This window comes from Oceanicaulis sp., from assembly GCF_965284345.1.
Classification (GTDB): domain Bacteria; phylum Pseudomonadota; class Alphaproteobacteria; order Caulobacterales; family Maricaulaceae; genus Oceanicaulis; species Oceanicaulis alexandrii_A.
The window spans coordinates 1462566-1480659 of record NZ_OZ260073.1 but is presented as its reverse complement, the minus strand read 5'-3'; the positions used below and the strand labels follow the sequence as shown (position 1 = coordinate 1480659).

Annotated in this window: 14 protein-coding genes; 6 read left to right on the top strand and 8 right to left on the bottom strand. The window is 62.3% G+C overall.

Features of this window, described 5'->3' with window-relative positions:
* Positions 1-9: 9 nt before the first annotated feature.
* Positions 10-1818: a translation elongation factor 4 gene (gene lepA, locus ACQ66J_RS07380; RefSeq protein WP_430431097.1), complete on the bottom strand. Its 1809-nt coding sequence runs from the start codon at positions 1816-1818 to the stop codon at positions 10-12.
* A gap of 163 nt (positions 1819-1981) precedes the next feature.
* Here lepA and ACQ66J_RS07375 point away from each other — a divergent pair, with 163 nt between their 5' ends.
* Entirely contained in the window at positions 1982-2614 is a 633-nt protein-coding gene (locus ACQ66J_RS07375; RefSeq protein WP_430431096.1) for a DUF1134 domain-containing protein, read from the top strand.
* Between the two features lie 103 nt (positions 2615-2717).
* Complete coding sequence (locus tag ACQ66J_RS07370) at positions 2718-4052, top strand: hypothetical protein (RefSeq protein ID WP_430431095.1); 1335 nt, start codon at positions 2718-2720, stop codon at positions 4050-4052.
* 67 nt (positions 4053-4119) lie between these two features.
* Here the strand turns inward: ACQ66J_RS07370 and ACQ66J_RS07365 are convergent, their stop codons facing one another.
* The 3 genes from ACQ66J_RS07365 to ACQ66J_RS07355 all read right to left on the bottom strand — a co-directional run bounded on the left by ACQ66J_RS07365 (position 4120) and on the right by ACQ66J_RS07355 (position 8641).
* Positions 4120-4410: a GIY-YIG nuclease family protein gene (locus ACQ66J_RS07365; protein ID WP_430431094.1), complete on the bottom strand. Its 291-nt coding sequence runs from the start codon at positions 4408-4410 to the stop codon at positions 4120-4122.
* A gap of 1118 nt (positions 4411-5528) precedes the next feature.
* Complete coding sequence (gene gyrB, locus ACQ66J_RS07360) at positions 5529-7931, bottom strand: DNA topoisomerase (ATP-hydrolyzing) subunit B (protein ID WP_430431093.1); 2403 nt, start codon at positions 7929-7931, stop codon at positions 5529-5531.
* 77 nt (positions 7932-8008) lie between these two features.
* On the bottom strand, positions 8009-8641 hold the full coding sequence (locus tag ACQ66J_RS07355) for a LysE family translocator (RefSeq protein ID WP_430431092.1): 633 nt from the start codon (positions 8639-8641) through the stop codon (positions 8009-8011).
* Positions 8642-8925: 284 nt separating this feature from the next.
* On the opposite strand from ACQ66J_RS07355, the gene ACQ66J_RS07350 reads away from it, so the two are divergent.
* Positions 8926-10107, top strand: coding sequence for an acyl-CoA dehydrogenase family protein (locus ACQ66J_RS07350; protein ID WP_430431091.1), 1182 nt, complete (start codon positions 8926-8928; stop codon positions 10105-10107).
* Positions 10108-10204: 97 nt separating this feature from the next.
* Here ACQ66J_RS07350 and ACQ66J_RS07345 read toward each other — a convergent pair whose 3' ends face one another.
* Entirely contained in the window at positions 10205-10672 is a 468-nt protein-coding gene (locus tag ACQ66J_RS07345; RefSeq protein WP_375547761.1) for a low molecular weight protein-tyrosine-phosphatase, read from the bottom strand.
* 90 nt (positions 10673-10762) lie between these two features.
* Complete coding sequence (locus ACQ66J_RS07340; protein WP_375547762.1) at positions 10763-11689, bottom strand: acyl-CoA desaturase; 927 nt, start codon at positions 11687-11689, stop codon at positions 10763-10765.
* 263 nt (positions 11690-11952) lie between these two features.
* Between ACQ66J_RS07340 and ACQ66J_RS07335 the strand changes: the two genes are divergently transcribed.
* Together ACQ66J_RS07335 and ACQ66J_RS07330 are read left to right on the top strand one after the other, a co-directional pair.
* Positions 11953-12777, top strand: a complete 825-nt coding sequence (locus ACQ66J_RS07335) for an enoyl-ACP reductase FabI (RefSeq protein ID WP_430431090.1) — start codon at positions 11953-11955, stop codon at positions 12775-12777.
* A 105-nt stretch (positions 12778-12882) separates the two neighbouring features.
* Positions 12883-14430 (top strand): BCCT family transporter, encoded by a 1548-nt coding sequence (locus tag ACQ66J_RS07330; protein ID WP_430431089.1) that lies wholly within the window; start codon positions 12883-12885, stop codon positions 14428-14430.
* Between the two features lie 26 nt (positions 14431-14456).
* Here ACQ66J_RS07330 and ACQ66J_RS07325 read toward each other — a convergent pair whose 3' ends face one another.
* Positions 14457-15566, bottom strand: a complete 1110-nt coding sequence (locus tag ACQ66J_RS07325; RefSeq protein ID WP_430431088.1) for a hypothetical protein — start codon at positions 15564-15566, stop codon at positions 14457-14459.
* A gap of 144 nt (positions 15567-15710) precedes the next feature.
* On the opposite strand from ACQ66J_RS07325, the gene ACQ66J_RS07320 reads away from it, so the two are divergent.
* Positions 15711-16679, top strand: a complete 969-nt coding sequence (locus tag ACQ66J_RS07320) for a hypothetical protein (protein ID WP_430431087.1) — start codon at positions 15711-15713, stop codon at positions 16677-16679.
* A gap of 93 nt (positions 16680-16772) precedes the next feature.
* On the opposite strand, the gene ACQ66J_RS07315 is transcribed toward ACQ66J_RS07320, so the two are convergent.
* Positions 16773-17939 (bottom strand): acyltransferase family protein, encoded by a 1167-nt coding sequence (locus ACQ66J_RS07315; RefSeq protein WP_430431086.1) that lies wholly within the window; start codon positions 17937-17939, stop codon positions 16773-16775.
* Positions 17940-18094: the final 155 nt, after the last annotated feature.

The following is an 18094-nucleotide window of genomic DNA, read 5'->3' as shown; positions in this document are numbered from 1 at the left end:
GCTCGCGCTCTAATCGTCGTCCATCTTCAGGGCCGCGATGAAGGCTTCCTGCGGGATTTCGACATTGCCGTACTGGCGCATCTTCTTCTTACCGGCCTTTTGCTTGTCCAGAAGCTTGCGCTTGCGGGTGGCGTCGCCGCCATAGCATTTGGCGGTCACATCCTTGCGCATGGCCGACAGGGTTTCGCGAGCGATCACGCGTCCGCCGATAGCCGCCTGGATCGGGATCTTGAACATGTGCCGCGGGATCAGCTCCTTGAGCTTCTCGCACATGGCGCGGCCGCGCATGTCGGCGCGCGAGCGGTGCACGATCATCGACAGGGCGTCCACCGGCTCTTCATTCACGAGGATCGACATTTTCACGAGGTCTTCCTCGCGATGCTCGATGAACTGGTAGTCAAAGCTGGCATAGCCTTTGGTGACCGATTTGAGCCGGTCATAGAAATCAAACACCACCTCGTTGAGCGGCAGTTCATAGACCAGCATGGCGCGCGAGCCGGCATAGGTCAGCTCGAGCTGTATGCCGCGGCGATCCTGACAGAGCTTGAGCACGCCGCCGAGATATTCGTCGGGCACCAGGATCGTCGCCTTGATCCAGGGCTCTGAAATATTGTCGATCTTCACCACATCCGGCATGTCGGCCGGGTTGTGCATGTCGATCTCGGAGCCGTCGGTCATCTTGATCTTGTAGACCACCGACGGCGCGGTGGTGATGAGGTCCACATTGTATTCGCGCTCAAGCCGCTCGCGAATGACCTCAAGGTGCAAAAGCCCCAGGAAGCCGCAACGGAAGCCAAAGCCCAAAGCCGCCGACGTCTCCATCTCATAGCTGAAGGAAGCGTCATTGAGCGCCAGGCGCTCCACCGCGTCTCGCAGGTCTTCAAAATCGGCCGCATCCACCGGGAACAGGCCGCAGAACACCACCGGCACCGCCGGCTCAAAGCCCGGCAGCATGGAGTCGGTGGGGCGTTTTTCCTCGGTGATGGTGTCGCCCACGCGCGCATCGCGCACCTGCTTGATCGAGGCGTTCAGAAAGCCGATCTCGCCCGGTCCCAGCGCATCGCGGTTTTCCTTGGCGGGGGTGAACACGCCCACCCCGTCCACGCCATAGCTCGCCTCGGCGCCCATCAGGCGCACGCGCATGCCCTTTTTCAGCGTGCCTTCGATGATCCGCACCAGGCAGATCACGCCCAGATACGGGTCATACCAGCTGTCCACCAGCAGCGCCTTCAAGGGCGCGGTCGGGTCTCCGGCCTTGGGCGCCGGCAAGCGGGTGACGACGGCTTCGAGCACATCCTCGATCCCAAGGCCGGTTTTGGCCGAAATCTCGATAGCGTCAGACGCGTCGATGCCGATCACATCCTCGATCTGGGCTTTCACGCGATCGGGTTCCGCCGCGGGCAGGTCGATCTTGTTGAGGACCGGCACGATCTCGAGATCCACATCAATAGCGGCGTAGACATTCGCCAGCGTCTGGGCCTCGACGCCCTGGGCGGCGTCCACCACCAGCAGCGCACCTTCACAGGCGTACAGCGAGCGACTGACTTCATAGGCGAAGTCCACATGGCCGGGCGTGTCGATCAGGTTCAGCGCGTAGGTCTGACCATCCTTGGCGGTATAGCTCAGACGCACGGTCTGCGCCTTGATGGTGATGCCGCGTTCGCGCTCGAGCTCCATATTGTCGAGCACCTGTTCCTTCATCTCGCGGTTGGTCAAACCGCCAGTGTGCTGGATCAGGCGATCGGCCAGGGTGGATTTACCGTGGTCGATGTGCGCGACGATGGAGAAATTTCGGATCAGGGACGGATCTGTGCTCATGCCGCGGGAGTTAGCACTGGCAAGCCTCCGCGCCAAGCTTATTGGCAGTAAAGCCAGCCTCCGGGCCGCGTGTTTACGCAGCGTTTACCCTTTCGCCTCACCGAGGCCCTAATTGACGTTCAGCGTCCGGCGCATGAAACCGGTCAGACAAGGCAGGCGCACCATGATGACACGATCGCTCATTTCCACACTCACCACGACAGCCTTGGCGCTGGCGCTCGGCGCCTGTGCGAGCATGGACGGGACGCAGACCGCTTCGCGTGCGGACGATCCTGATTACGGACAGCCAAGCGAGTACCAGTCCAATATCGACACCTATTCGCGTGAAGAGCTGGTGGAAGTCACCGCCGACTTCTTTGGCGTCACCGCCGAAGCCGCCGCCTCGGCTCTGGAGCGCGTGTTCTCCGATCTTGGACGCCCGGTGGGCTATATCGCTGGCGAGGAAGTCTCGGGCGCCGCCGGCATCGGTGTTCGCTATGGCGAGGGTTATCTGAGCCTCAAAGGCAGCCCCGATCAGCAGAAAGTCTATTGGCAAGGCCCTAGCATCGGTTTTGACGCCGGGGGCAACGCCAGCCGCGTGTTCACGCTGGTCTATCGCCTCAATGACACGGACCGGCTGTATCAGCGCTTTCCCGGCGTTGAGGGTTCGGCCTATTTCGTGGCGGGGCTGGGCGTGAATTATCAACGCGCCGACGGCATCACCCTGGCGCCGATCCGCTCGGGCGTCGGTCTGCGCGCGGGCGCCAATGTGGGCTATCTCGCCTATTCGCGGCAGCGCAACTGGATCCCGTTCTAAGGGTAAATCCCGATTAACCTTTGCTCGCATCCGTCATGAATTCCGGCTAGACTCCCCATGAACTTCGGCTTTCAGGGCCGGGACTCAGAGGGGGGCCTCGGACATGGACGGATTGATGACTGTCACAGGGTTTGCTGCCGGGCTGACGGCCGGATTGTTTCTGGCGCTTTTGCTCTATGGCCTGCGCGGCTATGCGTCTCGGTTCGGCGCCGGCCTCTTGCGCGGCCTGTCCTTCCCGTTCCGTCTTGTCTTGCGCCTGTTCGGGCTCGGCAAGAAAACCTCGCCCAGCCGCGCCAGCGAAATGGGTCCGGGCGCCTGGGCCGGCGCGGTGTCAGGTCACAAAACCCTGCTGGAAACCACGCTGGGTGAGGATTTTGACCATGAAGAGAGCTTCATTTCCCGTCAGGGCCTGATTTTCAAATGGATGATGGTGCGCGTGGGTTTCATGCGCATGCCCGAGGAAATGACCGACACGCTGGCGCAAGACTATGCCGAGCTCGCCGACCGGTTTCTGGGCTCGCCCGTGCCCATCGTCTCCGATCCCCGCGCTCTGTTTGAGGATGTGGAAGGCGCGGTGATCGCCCGACAATTCGCCGATAGCGAGCACGGGCTTTTGTACATGCTCAACGAAAGCCGCAAACTGATGAACGCCAATGTGCGCCGACTGTCGATCTGGCTGTCGTCCATCCTGACTCTGGTGCTGGTGGCGAACATCGTCCTCAATGCGGTGGGCGTGGTGGACGCCTTCGGCCCGCTGCATGGCGACCTGTTCGGCGAAAACACCGCTGGCGCGCTCAATTCGCTGATGTTCGGCGCCGGGTCGTGCGTCCTGGCGGCGCTGGTGATGTGGGCGCTCTACTATACCGAATACAGCCCCTATCAGCGCAACACTGCGCGTGAGATGGCGAACTTCCTGACCCGGTATTGCGCGCGGCTGAACGACCATTACCGCACCGCCATCGGTCGGGCGAAATCGGTCACCGTGGGCGAAGAGCGCGATTCCAAACAGCTCTCGGCGGAAGCGCGCCTGTGGACGCTGAACATCAACTGGATCGCCCTGCGCGTCTTCTTCATCGAGAGCTATGTGCGCAATGTGGTGTTCCAGATCACCCGGAACTCCAGCTATTACCTGCTGTTCGTCCCGGCGGGCTTTCTCCTGGCGGTGACGGCGCTGTTCGGGCTCGCCGCCGGGCTCGGCCTGTTCAATCCCTTCGCCACCATCATCGCGCTGGGCTGGGTCTTCCCCGTGCTCTTCATCCTGATCGCCATGCTCTACGCCTTCTTCCTGAGCAATTCGATGAAAGCGCTCGAGGAAATCGATCAGGGCGAGTGGATCAGCTTCCACACCCTCAAACTCAACCAGGTGCTGGGCGAGGTGGTCGGCAAATACGCCGAAGATGTGGGCTATTGGAAAAACCGCGTCGGCGGCGGGTTGTAGGGGCTGCCTGCTCTCTCCTGATCACAGAGAAGAAACAGGTAGATCCCGGCTCAAGGCCGGGATGACGCTAGCGAGAGATCTCAGGCCACAGGTCTTTCCAGCCCGAATTGGCCGTCTCGATCAGATCGAGTTTCCAGTCACGCCGCCAACGCTTGATCCGCTGTTCCTGCATGATCGCGGCTTCAGCGTCTGAATGCGTTTCAAACCAGACGAGCTGCTTGATGTCATACCGGGTCGAGAAACCCTCAACGACGCCTTCACGGTGTTGCCAGATACGCCCGACAAGATCACTCGTGACGCCGGTATAGAGAACGCCCCTAGGCCTGTTCGTCAGGATATAGACGGCGAACTGCTTCATCCCCCCAGTCTCCCCTCACCTCCCTGTCTTGTCATCCCGGACGCGAAGCGATCCGGGATCTACCGGAATCGCTCTGTTCGGATCACAGAGATGCCTGCAGTAGATCCCGGCTCAGGGCCGGGATGACGCTCTCATAGGTTTGGCTTGAAGACACTCACGAATCCATTCTTGTCATCCCGGACGCCGGAGGCGATCCGGGATCTACCGGAATCATTCTGTTCGGATAACAGACACGCCTGCAGTAGATCCCGGCTCAAGGCCGGGATGACAGCGAAAAGAATAGACCAAACACATCCGTCCCCGCCGGGTTCCGGCGAGGGTATGAGCAGGGCGCGCGGGAGCAGTCCGGGCGAATATTGGGTCTATTATTATGTGTTATGGAGCCCGAAAAGGCTCCCGCGCGCGATGGTGTTTTCTACGGCCTCGACCGGCTTGCTGACGCCATTTCTACGCAGCCTGCCCAAGCTGAGCCTTCTTTACGACTCGCCCAAGGGATTCCTGCCCCAAGGGCACGGCTCCAACAGGATCGCCGGAATGTACGAAGTCCCGCCTTTTCGCTGCGACGCGGTGCGTTAAACCGCGCCCGCTCGGGACACCACCACTCCTCCCGAACCCAACGCGCCGGCCGCCTGCCCTGGAGGAGTGAGGGCAGTATGGGGGTAAGTGGAGAGGGTGGGGATAAACACTTTTCTCTTCCCCTGCGCAGGCAGGGGCCGGGCCCAGAGCCTGATGCGCAAGCGCTTGATGATCTCTGGGTCCCGGCCTTCGCCGGGAAAGAGGGATGACACAAAGCCCCTCAAGTGTCATCCCGGACGCCAAAGGCGATCCGGGATCTACCGAAACCGCTCTGTTCTGATCACAGAAATGAAGCCGGTAGATCCCGGCTCAAGGCCGGGATGACGGATTCCGTGTGACCAACGCATTCCCTCAAACCTGTCATCCCCCGCTTCATACGGGGGATCCATGCCGGTTGTTTCGATCACAGGTTCTGGCATGGGTTCGCCGGATAAACCGGCGAATGACAGTGTGAGAGAGGTTGGCGGAATAGGCCCCAAACAAAACCCCGGCCAAGCGGTGCGCCGGGCCGGGGTTCTGTTCAGATCGCGAAGCGCAGACGCCTAAGCATCCACCTCCGCTTCCAGGGCGAATTCCTGGATGAAGTCGCGGCGGGGTTCGACCACGTCGCCCATGAGCTTTGAGAACAGCTCATCAGCCACATCCGCTTCGGTGACCGAGACGCGCAGCAAGGACCGCGCTTCAGGGTCGAGCGTGGTTTCCCACAACTGGTCGGGGTTCATCTCGCCCAGCCCTTTATAGCGCTGGATTTTCAGGCCCTTGGCGCCGGCCGCTTGCACCGCGCTGACCAGAGCGTTCGGGGAGAAGATCTCGGTCTCCTCGCCCTTGCGGCGGAAGATGGCGAGGCCCTGATAATCGGCCGCGATCGCGTCGGCGCGATCAGACAGGCGCTTGGCGTCGGGGCTGGCGAGGATCTTGTCATCCAGCGTGATGGATTCCACCACGTCGCGCACGGTGCGTTTGAACACAATGCCGCCTTCAGGCAGCAGCTGGCCGACCCAGCCGTCTTCGCCTTCATCCGATTGCGCGGCGAGGCGCTCAGCGGCGGCGTCCACCTGGTCCTGGCTGGCGTCGGGATGCAGCGCGCCGGTGAGGGCGGCGGCTTCCAGCGCGAATTTCGGAGCCCGCGCCGCGAGGCGGTCCAGCGACAGGGCGATGCCGCGCGCGGCCTTCACCCGTTCGGCCAGATCCTGACCATAGACTTTTTCGCCGGTCGCCAGCTCCAGCACCGCTTCCGAGCTGCCTTCCTCGATCAGGAAGGCGTCCATTTCGGCCTGGTCGGTGAGGTAGCGCTCGGACTTGCCGCGCATCACTTTATAGAGCGGCGGCTGAGCGATGAAGAGATGACCGCGTTCGATCAGCTCGGGCATCTGACGGTAGAAGAAGGTCAGCAAAAGCGTGCGGATGTGCGCGCCGTCCACGTCAGCATCGGTCATGATGATGACCTTGTGGTAGCGCAGCTTGTCATAATCGATCTGGTCGCGGCCGATGCCGGTCCCCAGCGCCGTGATCAGCGTGCCGACCTGATCAGAGGACAGCATTTTGTCAAAGCGGGCGCGTTCCACATTGAGGATTTTCCCCCGTAGCGGCAGCACGGCCTGGTTCTCGCGATGACGGCCCTGCTTGGCGGAACCGCCGGCGGAATCCCCCTCCACGATGAACAGCTCGGATTTCGCCGGGTCCTTTTGCGAGCAGTCCGCCAGCTTGCCGGGCAAGGACGTGATGTCGAGCGCGGATTTGCGCCGGGTCAGCTCGCGCGCCTTGCGGGCGGCTTCACGGGCGGAGGCGGCCTCGACGATTTTCGTCACGATCTGGCGCGCTTCGGCGGGGTGTTCCTCAAACCATTCGGTCAGCGTGTCATAGACCGCGCTTTCGACCGCAGGACGCACTTCGGAGCTGACCAGCTTGTCCTTGGTTTGAGACGAGAATTTCGGATCAGGCACTTTCACCGACAGAACGCAGGTCAGGCCCTCGCGCGCATCATCGCCGGTGATGGACACCTTGGCTTTGGTCGCAATGCCCGAATTGCCCGCATACTGGTTCACCACACGCGTCAGCGCGCCGCGGAAGCCCGCCAAATGCGTGCCGCCATCGCGCTGGGGGATGTTGTTGGTGAAGCACAGAACGTTCTCGTGATAGCTGTCATTCCACTCAAGCGCAGCCTCGACAGTGACGCCTTCACGCTCGCCGGTGATCAGCACCGGATCGGGGAAGATCGCGGTCTTGGTGCGGTCTAGGTGTTTGACGAAAGCGGCCACGCCGCCCTCATATTCCAGCACTTCTTCAAACGGTTCGGCGTCGCGTTCGTCGCGCAGCACGATTTTCACGCCCGAATTGAGGAAGGCCAGCTCACGCAAGCGGTGCAGCAGCCGGTTGCGTTCAAAATCAATGTTGGAAAAGGTCTCTTCAGACGGCATGAAACGCACCTGAGTGCCTTTTTTCCCGCCGGCATCGCCCACTTCGCGCAGGTCCTGACCGTTTTCAGGATCGCCGCGCCGAAAGCGCATGGTGTGCTCGCGGCCATTGCGCCAGATCGTCAGGTCGAGCCAGTCCGACAGCGCATTCACCACCGACACGCCCACGCCGTGCAGACCGCCGGACACCTTGTAGGAGTTCTGGTCGAATTTCCCGCCCGCATGCAGCTGGGTCATGATGACCTGAGCCGCCGACACGCCTTCTTCGGCGTGGATCTGGGTGGGAATGCCGCGGCCGTCATCGGTGACGGAGGCGGAGCCGTCGGCGTGCAGGCATACAGTCACTTGCGAGCAATGCCCGGCAAGCGCCTCGTCGATGGCGTTATCGACCACCTCATAGACCATGTGATGCAGGCCCGAGCCGTCATCGGTGTCGCCGATATACATGCCGGGGCGTTTGCGCACGGCGTCGAGGCCCTTGAGGACCTTGATCGACTCCGCGCCGTATTCCTGATTCGGTGTCTCTGACATGACATACTTTTACCGCGTTCGCGGCGTTGTCACCATGTCTGAACGCACTGCAGGTGTGGACTTTTCTGAACGCGGCTCTACCGCGCGAGCAGCAAGACCGCCACGGCCGTCATGATCACCGCCGTGACGAGGTCCGCCCAGCGCTTGACGCCTTTCTCGCGCAGCCAGCCGCGCGCTTTGTGCGCCAGGCCCACATAGACGAGCGCGAACAGCACGAACATCGCGCCCATCACCCCGATCATCGCCAGATAGCTCAGCGGGCCCACAACACTCAGGTCGAAAAACGCTGGCAGAAAGGTGAGATAGAAGATGATCGGCTTGGGGTTGGTTAAAGGCATGGCCACGCCCGCCGCATAGGTCATCGCCAGGCCGCGCTTGCTGACCCGCGCCAGGGGCGCGTCCGCCGGCGCCGGATTTCGCCAGCCGCGGAACGCGCCCCAGGCGAACCAGAGCAAGATGCCGGCGCCGATGATCTTGGCGATCCAGAAAAACTGCGCGTACTCGCCTGCGACTTCAGCGGCGGCGGCCAGACCGAACACCGCCAGCGTCAGCCAGACAATATCACCGGTCAAAATTCCCAGCCCATAGGTCACCCCATGGCTCGGCCCGGCGTCCAGCGTCCGGCCCACCATGGCGATATTGCCCGGTCCGGGGGTGAGAAACAGGATGAAGATGGCGCCGGCGAAGGCCGCGAGGGTGATCAGGCTCATGGGCGCGGGAGGTAACGCGGAACTCACCTCAGAGGAAGGGCGATTGTTCAGAGGACACGCCAGGACCGGGTCTTCCCCTCTCCCCCTTATCTAAAGGGGGAGAGGCCGGGTGAGGGGGTGCGTCTCAATCTGTGAGACATGAGAGGGATGAAGCGCCGCTCACCCCTCAACTAACCTCCCCCCTCCAGGAGGGGAGAGGGATGAAGTCGCATCTATTTCAAATACAATTGACGTATACGTCAGCTATATTACCATTTGGGAAAATAGACGTTCGGGAGACCCTCATGTCCAACGCACCCACTTCCGCCCTCGCCCGGCCTTTCGACACGCCCGAGCGCAAGGCGTTCCGCGAGAGCGTGGAGGGGTTCATCAATCGCGAGATCGAGCCCTTCGCCAATGAGTGGGACGAGGCGGGTGATTTTCCCTGGGAGTTGCATGAGAAAGCGGGCGCGTTGGGTCTGTTCGGCTTCGGCATTGACGCCGCCTATGGCGGGAACGGGTTTGAAGACGCGCTGATGCGCGTCGATGCGGGCATCGCCATGGGCTATGCGGGCGTGGGCGGGGTGAACGCCTCGCTGGGCTCGCGCGGCATCATGACCGGCCCGATCCACACCCTCGCCACAGATGAGATCAAGGCGGACGTGCTGCCCGGAATCGTATCCGGCAAAACCGGCGGCGCTCTGGGCATGACCGAACCGTCGGGCGGCTCGGACCTCTCGCGCATCCAGACCAAGGCCCGCAAAGACGGCGACGACTGGCTGATCAGCGGCGAGAAGACCTTCATCACCGGCGGCATGAAAGCGAGCTGGTTCGTGGTCGGCGCGCGCACGGGCGGCGAGGGGTTTGGCGGTATTTCGCTGTTTCTCGTCCCGTCAGACGCGCCGGGCTTCACCCGCACCGAAATCAAGAACAAGATGGGCTGGTGGTGTTCAGACACCGCGACCTTGCATTTTGACGACTGCCGCATCCCCGCCCGCTACCAGCTGGGTCAGGAAGGCCTGTGTCTTCTGGCGATCATGGACAATTTCAACTATGAGCGCCTGACCCTGTCGGCGGGGTGCCTGGGGATGGCGAAGCGGTGCCTGGATGACGCGATCACTTATGCCCAACAGCGCGAAACCTTCGGCAAGCCGCTGATCAAGCATCAGGCCATCCGCCACAAGATCGCGGACATGTCCGGCAAGATCGACGCGCTGGACGCCTATCTGCAAATGGTCGCCTGGCGCGTGAATGAAGCGACCGATAACGGCGCGGCCATGCCGGCTGCAGAGCTGGCGAAAATCAAGGTTTTTGCGTCCAAAACGGCCGAGTTCTGCGCCAATGAAGCCATGCAGATCCTGGGCGGCGCTGGCTATCTGCGCGGCTGCGCGATCGAGCGCATCTATCGCGAGGTGAAGGTGATGGCCATTGGCGGCGGCTCAGAAGAGATCATGCGCGATCTGGCCGTCAAACAGATGGGGTTGTGAGGGGTCGCATGGGCCTCCGGATCAAGTCCGAAGGCCGAAAAGATTTAGCGCTATGATCCCGGTCCTCGGGCTCGACCCGGGGACCCATGACTGAGTCTCAAACCCGAGACACCAGCCCCTGACAGCCTTTTTCGATGAGGTCGAGCACGCGCTCGAAATCGGTTTCGTCCCCGTAATAGGGATCGGGGATGGAGGTGCGCGCCAGGCCCACCGACCAGTCCATCAGTAGGGAAATCTTGGTTTCGGGCAATTGCCGGCTGCTGCGCGCCTCGGCCAGCCAGCGCCGATGACCCTCATCCATGGCCACCAGATGGTCAAAGCGGATGAAATCATCATCGGTCACGGCGCGCGCAGTGATGCTCGACAAATCATAGCCCCGCGCCTGTGCGGCCTGAATGGCGCGCGGATCAGGGCGCTCGCCCACATGCCAGTCGCCGGTGCCCGCGGAATCGAGCACCAGATTCTTCTCGGCCTTTTGCGCCAGCGCCTTGGCGACCGCTTCCGCTGTGGGTGAGCGACAGATATTGCCCGTGCACACAAACAGTATTGATGTTTCGCGCGACATTGTCCCCTCCTGACGCTGCGGGCCGGGTCGCCCCGAACCCACAGGCGTCAGAAGACCGCGACGCCTGTGAAGCTGACGTTAACGACCGCCTCAGGAGGCTGCGATGCGCGCCGGAACGCTGAATTGCGGCGCAATCTTGAGGTTTTGCGCCCAGCGCAGCTTCTCGAACACCAGCAAGATGGTGCCGTTATAATCGAGCAGGCGGTTCATCAGACCGCGACGCGGCAGGTGCAGCGCGCTGACCGGTTCGTCATGGTGATGGTCGTGAAACGCTTCGCCGCCGGTCAGGATCGCCAGCAGGTAATCCGCCCAGCGCGGGGTTTTGAGATGACCGAACACATTCACCCCGAGGATGGTGGCGTGAAACTGGATCGCCCGCGCCGTCACCGCCGCAGCGTGCAGGATGAAGGTCAGCAGAAGCGAGCCGCCCAGCGCCCAGACCGTGAGGTAAATGACCGCCGGCAGCACCAGATGCACCAACAGGGTGATCAGCGAATAATGCCGGTCAAGGATCTGCACGGTCTTGAGATCCTTGAGCCACATCGCCGTGGGACGCTGAAGATCATTGGGATCGCGGAAGATCAACCAGCCCATCCACGCCCACATCTTGCTTTCATGGGGGTTGTGCGGATCACCGGCCTTGTCCGACAGGCGGTGATGCTGGCTGTGATAATTCACCCAGTCCTTCAGCCGGCCCTGCATGGCGATGACGCAGTTGAGCGCCGTCAGGATCTGGGCGGGGGCTTTCAGCTCGCCCGCCTTGTGCTGCCAGACCCGGTGCAGAACGCCGATGCCGAAATTACAGATCACCAAGGTCACGGCGCCGACGAACAGCGCCAGCACCGGATACCACCAGTGAAGGGTCAGCCCGTTCAGAGCCAGTCCGAGCGTGAAGGCGGTGATGAGCCCCAAGACGCCCAGTGCGGGGTAGATGATGGCGGCGAAAACGCTCGCCCAGTCCAGAGTGCTCCAGCGCTTCTGGATCGCCACCGAGCGTGGCGTCGGAGTGGCTTTCATGCGTGTCCTCAACAGTCCTGACATACAACCGCGCCTTGATCATGCCCGGTCGCCCAGCCGTTGCATACAATGCATGACGGGGAATGTTTAACCAATGCCAAAACGCTGTGACGGCCATCACGTCGCAGTCAATCTCGACACCCGTGCCCGGTGTGCGCTATCAGCGAGCCCTGACACCGGGCGCACCGCACCGATACGCGCTGCGCCGTCCATCCAGTTTGCGCCTGATTCACGGGCGCCAATGAATGAAGAAGGGGACGGCCATGGCCGAGACCGAGTTTCCGACCGGCACGTTGATGAAGGGCAAGCGCGGCCTGATCATGGGCGTGGCCAACAAGAACTCCATCGCCTGGGGCATCGCCCAGCAATTGCACGCCCAGGGCGCCGAACTGGCGTTCTCCTATCAGGATGAAGCGCTGGAAAAGCGCGTGCGTCCGCTGGTGGAGAGCCTCGGGGACGAACCGTTCATGGTCACCGCCGACGTCACCGATGACGCCTCCATGGACGCCTGCTTCAAGACGCTTGAAGACAAATGGGGCAAGCTAGACTTCCTCGTCCACGCCATCGCGTTCGCCGGCAAGGACGAGCTTCAGGGCAGCTTCACCCACAACACCACGCGCCTGGGCTTCCAGCGCGCCATGGATATTTCAGCGTTTTCCTTCGTGGACGCCGCAAAGCGCGCCAGCGCCCTGATGCCGTCCAAGGAAGAGGGCGGCGGCGCCATGGTGTCGCTGACCTATCTGGGGTCAGAGCGCGTCGTGCCGAACTATAATGTCATGGGCGTCGCCAAGGCCGCTTTGGAAGCCTCCACCCGCTATATCGCCCGCGATCTCGGCCCGCTGGGCATTCGGGTGAACGCCATTTCGGCCGGCCCGATGCGGACCCTCGCCATGGCGGGCATTTCCGGCGGCCGCACCTTGATGAAGACCGGCAAGGACTGGTCCATGCTGAAAGAAGACACCACCATGGAAGGCGTCGCCGGTTCCGCGCTCTACCTGCTCAGTGATCTGGGCAAGTCGTGCACCGGTGAAATCCTGCACGTGGACGCGGGCTTCCACGCCGTCGCCGTGCCGGACATCGAAGACTAACTTAAACGCGCTTTAAAGGCGCGAGCCAGGATCAGTCGAGGGCCTGACGGGCCTTGGGCAATCGCGAAGACCTACAAAGCCGACGCAACCCGAGGAGCCTCCCTTATGACCGATCTATTGGCTCGCGCCTGGCGCGGGACGCGCCTCGGCGTCTTCTTCGCAACCGCCGGGTTTTGCCTCGGGTTTTGCGCGCTGGCGGTGATTGACCTTGGCGTACTGTCAAACTGGGTGGATGCCGGATCAAGCCTGGTCGCCCGCGGTTTCGGCCTGTACTGGCAAATCCTGCTGCCCGCGATCTTCCTGATTGCGCTTGTGATCGCCCTGTCGCCCGCGGGCAAGATCCGGCTGGGCGGTCGCGACACGCCTGAATTTCCCTATTTTCAATGGTCGGCGATGATCGCCTGCACGCTTTTGGGTGCGGGCGGCGTGTTCTGGGCGGCGGCGGAACCGCTGGCGCATTTCCTGACCCCGCCGCCGAACGCCGACGTGTCCGCCAGCGCTGAAGCCGCTGTGGACATCGCGCTGGCGCAAAGCTTTCTGCACTGGGGTTTCCCGGCCTGGGCGAGCCTCGGCGCGCTGAGCGCAATCTTGTTGATGTACTACGAGCAGGCCAAGGGCTTGCCGCTGGCGCCGCGGACGCTGCTCTATCCGGTTCTAGGCCGTAAACTCACTGATGGTCCCTTGGGCGGCGCAGCAGACATTTTCGCGCTGATCGGCGTCATCGCGGGCACGGTCGGGCCGATCGGCTTTCTGGGGCTTCAGGTCAGCGCCGGCCTGTCCAACCTGTTCGGCTTTCCCGAAGGTCTGCCCACCCAGATCGGCGTGATCATCGCACTGGCGTCGATTTACATCACCTCCGCCCTGACCGGCCTGTCGCGCGGCATCCAGATCCTCAGCCGCTTCAACATCATCCTGACGGCCGCCTTGCTGGTCTTCATTCTGGCGGTGGGCCCGACCGGTTTCATCATCCAGCATTTCCTGTCAGGGATGACCCATTACCTCGTCAATTTCTTCCCCATCGCCCTGCAGCGTGACGGCGCGGGCCTGTTTGGCGAAAGCGGCTGGTTGAACGGCTGGACCCTGTTTTTCTGGGCCTGGTTCATCGGCTATGGGCCCATGATGGCGATCTTCATCGCACGCATCTCTCGCGGACGCTCGATCCGCTCGATCATCCTGACCCTGTCGGTCGCAGCCCCTCTGGCCACCCATTTCTGGTTCACCATTCTGGGCGGCAGCGGGCTGGCGTTCGAGCTGGCGGAGCCGGGCTCGGTGTCAGGCGCGTTCGAAGGCTTTGACCTGCCCGCCGCCCTGCTCGCGATCACCCAGAGCCTGCCATTAGCCTTGCCGGTCTCGATCCTGTTTTTGATCCTGACCACGGTGTTTGTCGCCACCACGGGCGATTCCATGACCTTCGCCATCTCCAGCGCGCTGAGCAAAGACGGCGAGCCGTCGGGCGGCATGCGCGCCTTCTGGGGTCTGGTGATGGCGGCGATGGCCATCGTGCTGGTCAGCGCCGGCAATGGCGGAGGCGCCGTGGGCAAGCTGCAGCAATTCATCGTCATCACCGGCGCACCGGTGTCCTTGATGCTGCTGCCCTCGCTGTGGGACGCCCCCCGCATCGCGATCAAGCTGATGCGGGACGCCAAGACCTAGCGCGCCCCCAAGACGGGGCCCTGCGCTTACTGGCCAGCCGCGCGGCTGTCGTCCGCCAATTGCTCGAGGATAGCCACCGCACGGTCAGGGTCTGCGCACGGAAAGCTTTCATCCATCACACCGCCCATGCTCTGGCTGTGAGAGCGTGATCCGTCGCCGCTGATGGTGAAGCCCACAAGCTCCATCGCCTCAAAATGATAGACCAGCGCGAACGACTCCTCATCCGCCAGCAGCGCACGCCAGATCAGCGGCGCACTGTACACCTCGATATCGCCATATCCCGATGCGCTGTCGACACGCCCAAGCGTCAGATACACCATCGGTTCCGGCGAGCCTGACAGGCTTTCGCCTGACATCTCGTGATAGATCATGTCGCTAAACTGAGCGTCGGCGTCAAATTCCGCAGCGATCAGGGTCAGTTGGCCCTCTTCAAGCGCCGCAACGCCGCCAGCGGGCGCGCACGCCTCGACCAGGCCGTCTACGCGCGGATAGACCCAGTGCTCATACCCGTCCCCGGCCACAAAGGCGTTCAGACCCGACCGGACCGGGTCCACCCTCGCGCCAGAGGCCTGGAATTCAGCGTTCAACGCATCGGCCGCCGCAGAGGCGTCGTCACAGGTCAGCGCGATCCGGGCGCGTTCGAGCAAGGGTTCGGTGAAGGTCACCTCGCCCGCGTCATCGAGCACAAACGTCCGGCTGTTGAACGCGCCCTCACCGGTCTGAACAAACAGTTCGCCGTATAAGTCACTGTATGCGAGCAGATTATCGCCAGAGGCGGTGAAGCTGCGCAGAACGCCTCCCTCCCCCGCTTCGGCGCGGTAGATGCCCAGAGTGCCGGGCGCATCGCCAACGTACCAGAACCCGCTCTCGCCCGCAGACAGGGACTCGCCAAACCCGCACGCCGCATTCGCAGCCGCCGCCCGGTTTTCTAGATCCGAAGCCTGAATGAAACGATCAAACGGCGTCGCAACACGCGCAGTTGGCGCAGTGTCTGGCGCGGCTGAGGCAGGCGCACCGGCTTCGCCCGGCGCTGGCAAATAACCCGCATCGCGCAGGGCGTCCGCCCCGAAAACCGCCGCCACGCTGCCCGCAAGCGTCACGCCCAGAACAAGGGCCGCCCTTGATAAAGAACCCATAGTCATCCCCCCAGTAGCTCCCTCTCTGGTATAACCTGGACCTGAGGGAGTCGAGAGACTCTTTAGCGACACACAAATCTTTGTCTTGTGCCGCACATGTCCGCTCCATATCGTTTCGCTGTAATTTTACTGGGGGATATCTCTATGAAACTGGGCATGGGGGCGATGTGTGTCGCGCTGATAATGGGGTGCGGCGTCACTGCGCACGCACAAGTGTTTGGATTTGGCGGGCAGGCCGGCGCCGCAGACCCTGAAGCGCCGGCGCTTTACGGCGCGCACGCCTTTTCTGATGAGGGCCCGGACCCTTATGTCATCTCCGTTCGATCAGGGGGTGATCTCGCAGCGAGACGATCCGGCTTTCCCAATGGCTGTTATGGCGTGGTGACGTCCGCTCCCACTGTCGAGGTGCAAGTGGCTCCGGGACAGGCCGCGCTCACGCTCTTCACCGCCGGGCGCGCCGACACGACGCTGGCCGTGCTCGACCCTGACGGTCAATGGCGATGTGATGATGATGGCGCGCGACGCGGCACGAACGCCGCGCTGTCATATTCAAATCCGGTCCCAGGGGCCTGGAAAGTCTGGGTTGGCGATTTTGATGATCGTCAGTCGGACACGCTTTTGATCCTGTCTGACGCCGCCCCCTTTTCTCGTCCATTCGGTGCGCCAAACGCCCGGGCGCTGGATGCGCCAGTGCAAACTCTGACGCTGTCGCCGGGCTTCATGCCCGACCCGGTCGTCATCGACATTCAGACCGGCTACGGCTTTCAACTTGGATCCATGGACGTCTATGGCGAAGACGCCACGGGCCGCTGCCCGGGCTGGACCGGTGAGGTTCCGACCGCCGAAATCAGCTGGTCAGGCGAAAACGGGCCGTTGGTGTTTATGGCTGAAGGCGAAGCCGATGTGGTCATGGATGTGATCACGCCCTCAGGCGAAGCGATCTGCTCGGATGATATGGGTGAGGTGGACGAGCGCGCCCAGCTGGTGTTCGCACCTGCCGAGCCGGGCGTCTACCAGGTCTTCGTCGGCACCTATATGCGCTTTGATCGGGCCACGAATGCGCAGTTGAGCGTTTCGGAAACGCCCTTTTCCGTGAATGAAGACCCGTGGTGAGCCCTGATACGCTCACAGAGGGTCCAGCCTAGATCAGTGTTGTGATATTCAGCACCTGCAATGCCCCGCCCTGGTCAGGGCGGGGCATTTAAGTCAGGAGCGCTTCAGCCCGAACACAGGCCTGAGCGGCTTGATCCGGCGGATGATCTCAAACCCGGCGAACGCCCCGCCAAAGGTGATCAAAGTGACCAGCGCGAACTCGGTCCAGACGTCAAAGCCCATCCGCGTCAGCATATAGCCCGCTGAGACGGTGATCGTCTGGTGCAGGATATAGACCGGGAAAATCGCCTCCGTCAGATAGCGCCGCATCGGTCCGTTTCCGGTCAGGAAGCGCCGGGCCAGACCTAAGAGCGTGAGGATCATCGACCAGGCGTAGAGCACACGACCGGCGCGCGCGATCCAGAGCATGACCTCGTGTTCAGTGATCTGGTCCCACCACAAGGCCCAACTCGGGGTGAGGACCACGCCCAGACCCACCGTAATCCCCAGCGCCAGCGGCAAGGCCCGGTCAATGGCGGACCAGAACCGCTCGGATTTGGCCGCGAAGACGCCATAGAGCAGATAGGTGAAGCTGATGGCGTGGTTCGCCCAATCCCAGGTCAGATTGTGGGTGGTTTCAAAATGCGGGACCAGAAAGACCCGGTAGACCATCATCGGCGCAAAACCCAGGGCGATCAGCCACAGCGGCCCGAAGCGGCTGTCCAGCATCTGACCCAGAAGGGAGCCCGGGCCGCGTCCGAAGGCGTTCAAAAGCCCCATGACCGGCGCAAGCAATAGCGCATAGACAAAGAGATAGACCACATACCACAGATGGTTCCAGGTCGGCACGGCGATGCCCGCGATCTCCCAATCGAGGATATAGCGCGGCCAGAACGCCAGAATGCCCGGCTCGATCTCGCCCATCTCACGCAGCTGGAAATAGGTCTGGGGCATCACCACCACGATCATACCGAACAGGATGACCGGAAGCAGACGTAGCGTGCGCTCACCCGCGAACGCCAAACCGCCCTTCTTGTCATGCAGATAGCGGAACGCCACGCCTGAAATGAAGAAGAGCAGCGAAAGCCGCCAGGGGTTCAAAAGGCTCATCAGCGGCTCGGCGCCCGGCCCGGCATGGACGCTTTTCACATGCCAGCCCCAGGGCACGTAGAACATGCCCACATGGTAGAGCACCAACAGGCCGAACGCGATGATGCGCAGCCAATCAAGATCATAACGGCGGGTCGGAGGCGCGCTGATGCGTGGGCCGGTTTCAGTCATCTCAGTCTCCCAATCGAACCAGCGGCGAGACTGCCGTCCGCTGCCGATGAAGGCAGGCCTGAAAGGACAAACAACGGACCCGTGGGACCAAGACCGGCGCCCCTGGGACGAACCGCGGCTCAAACGGGATGAAACACGGCGCCCCACGCTGGCGA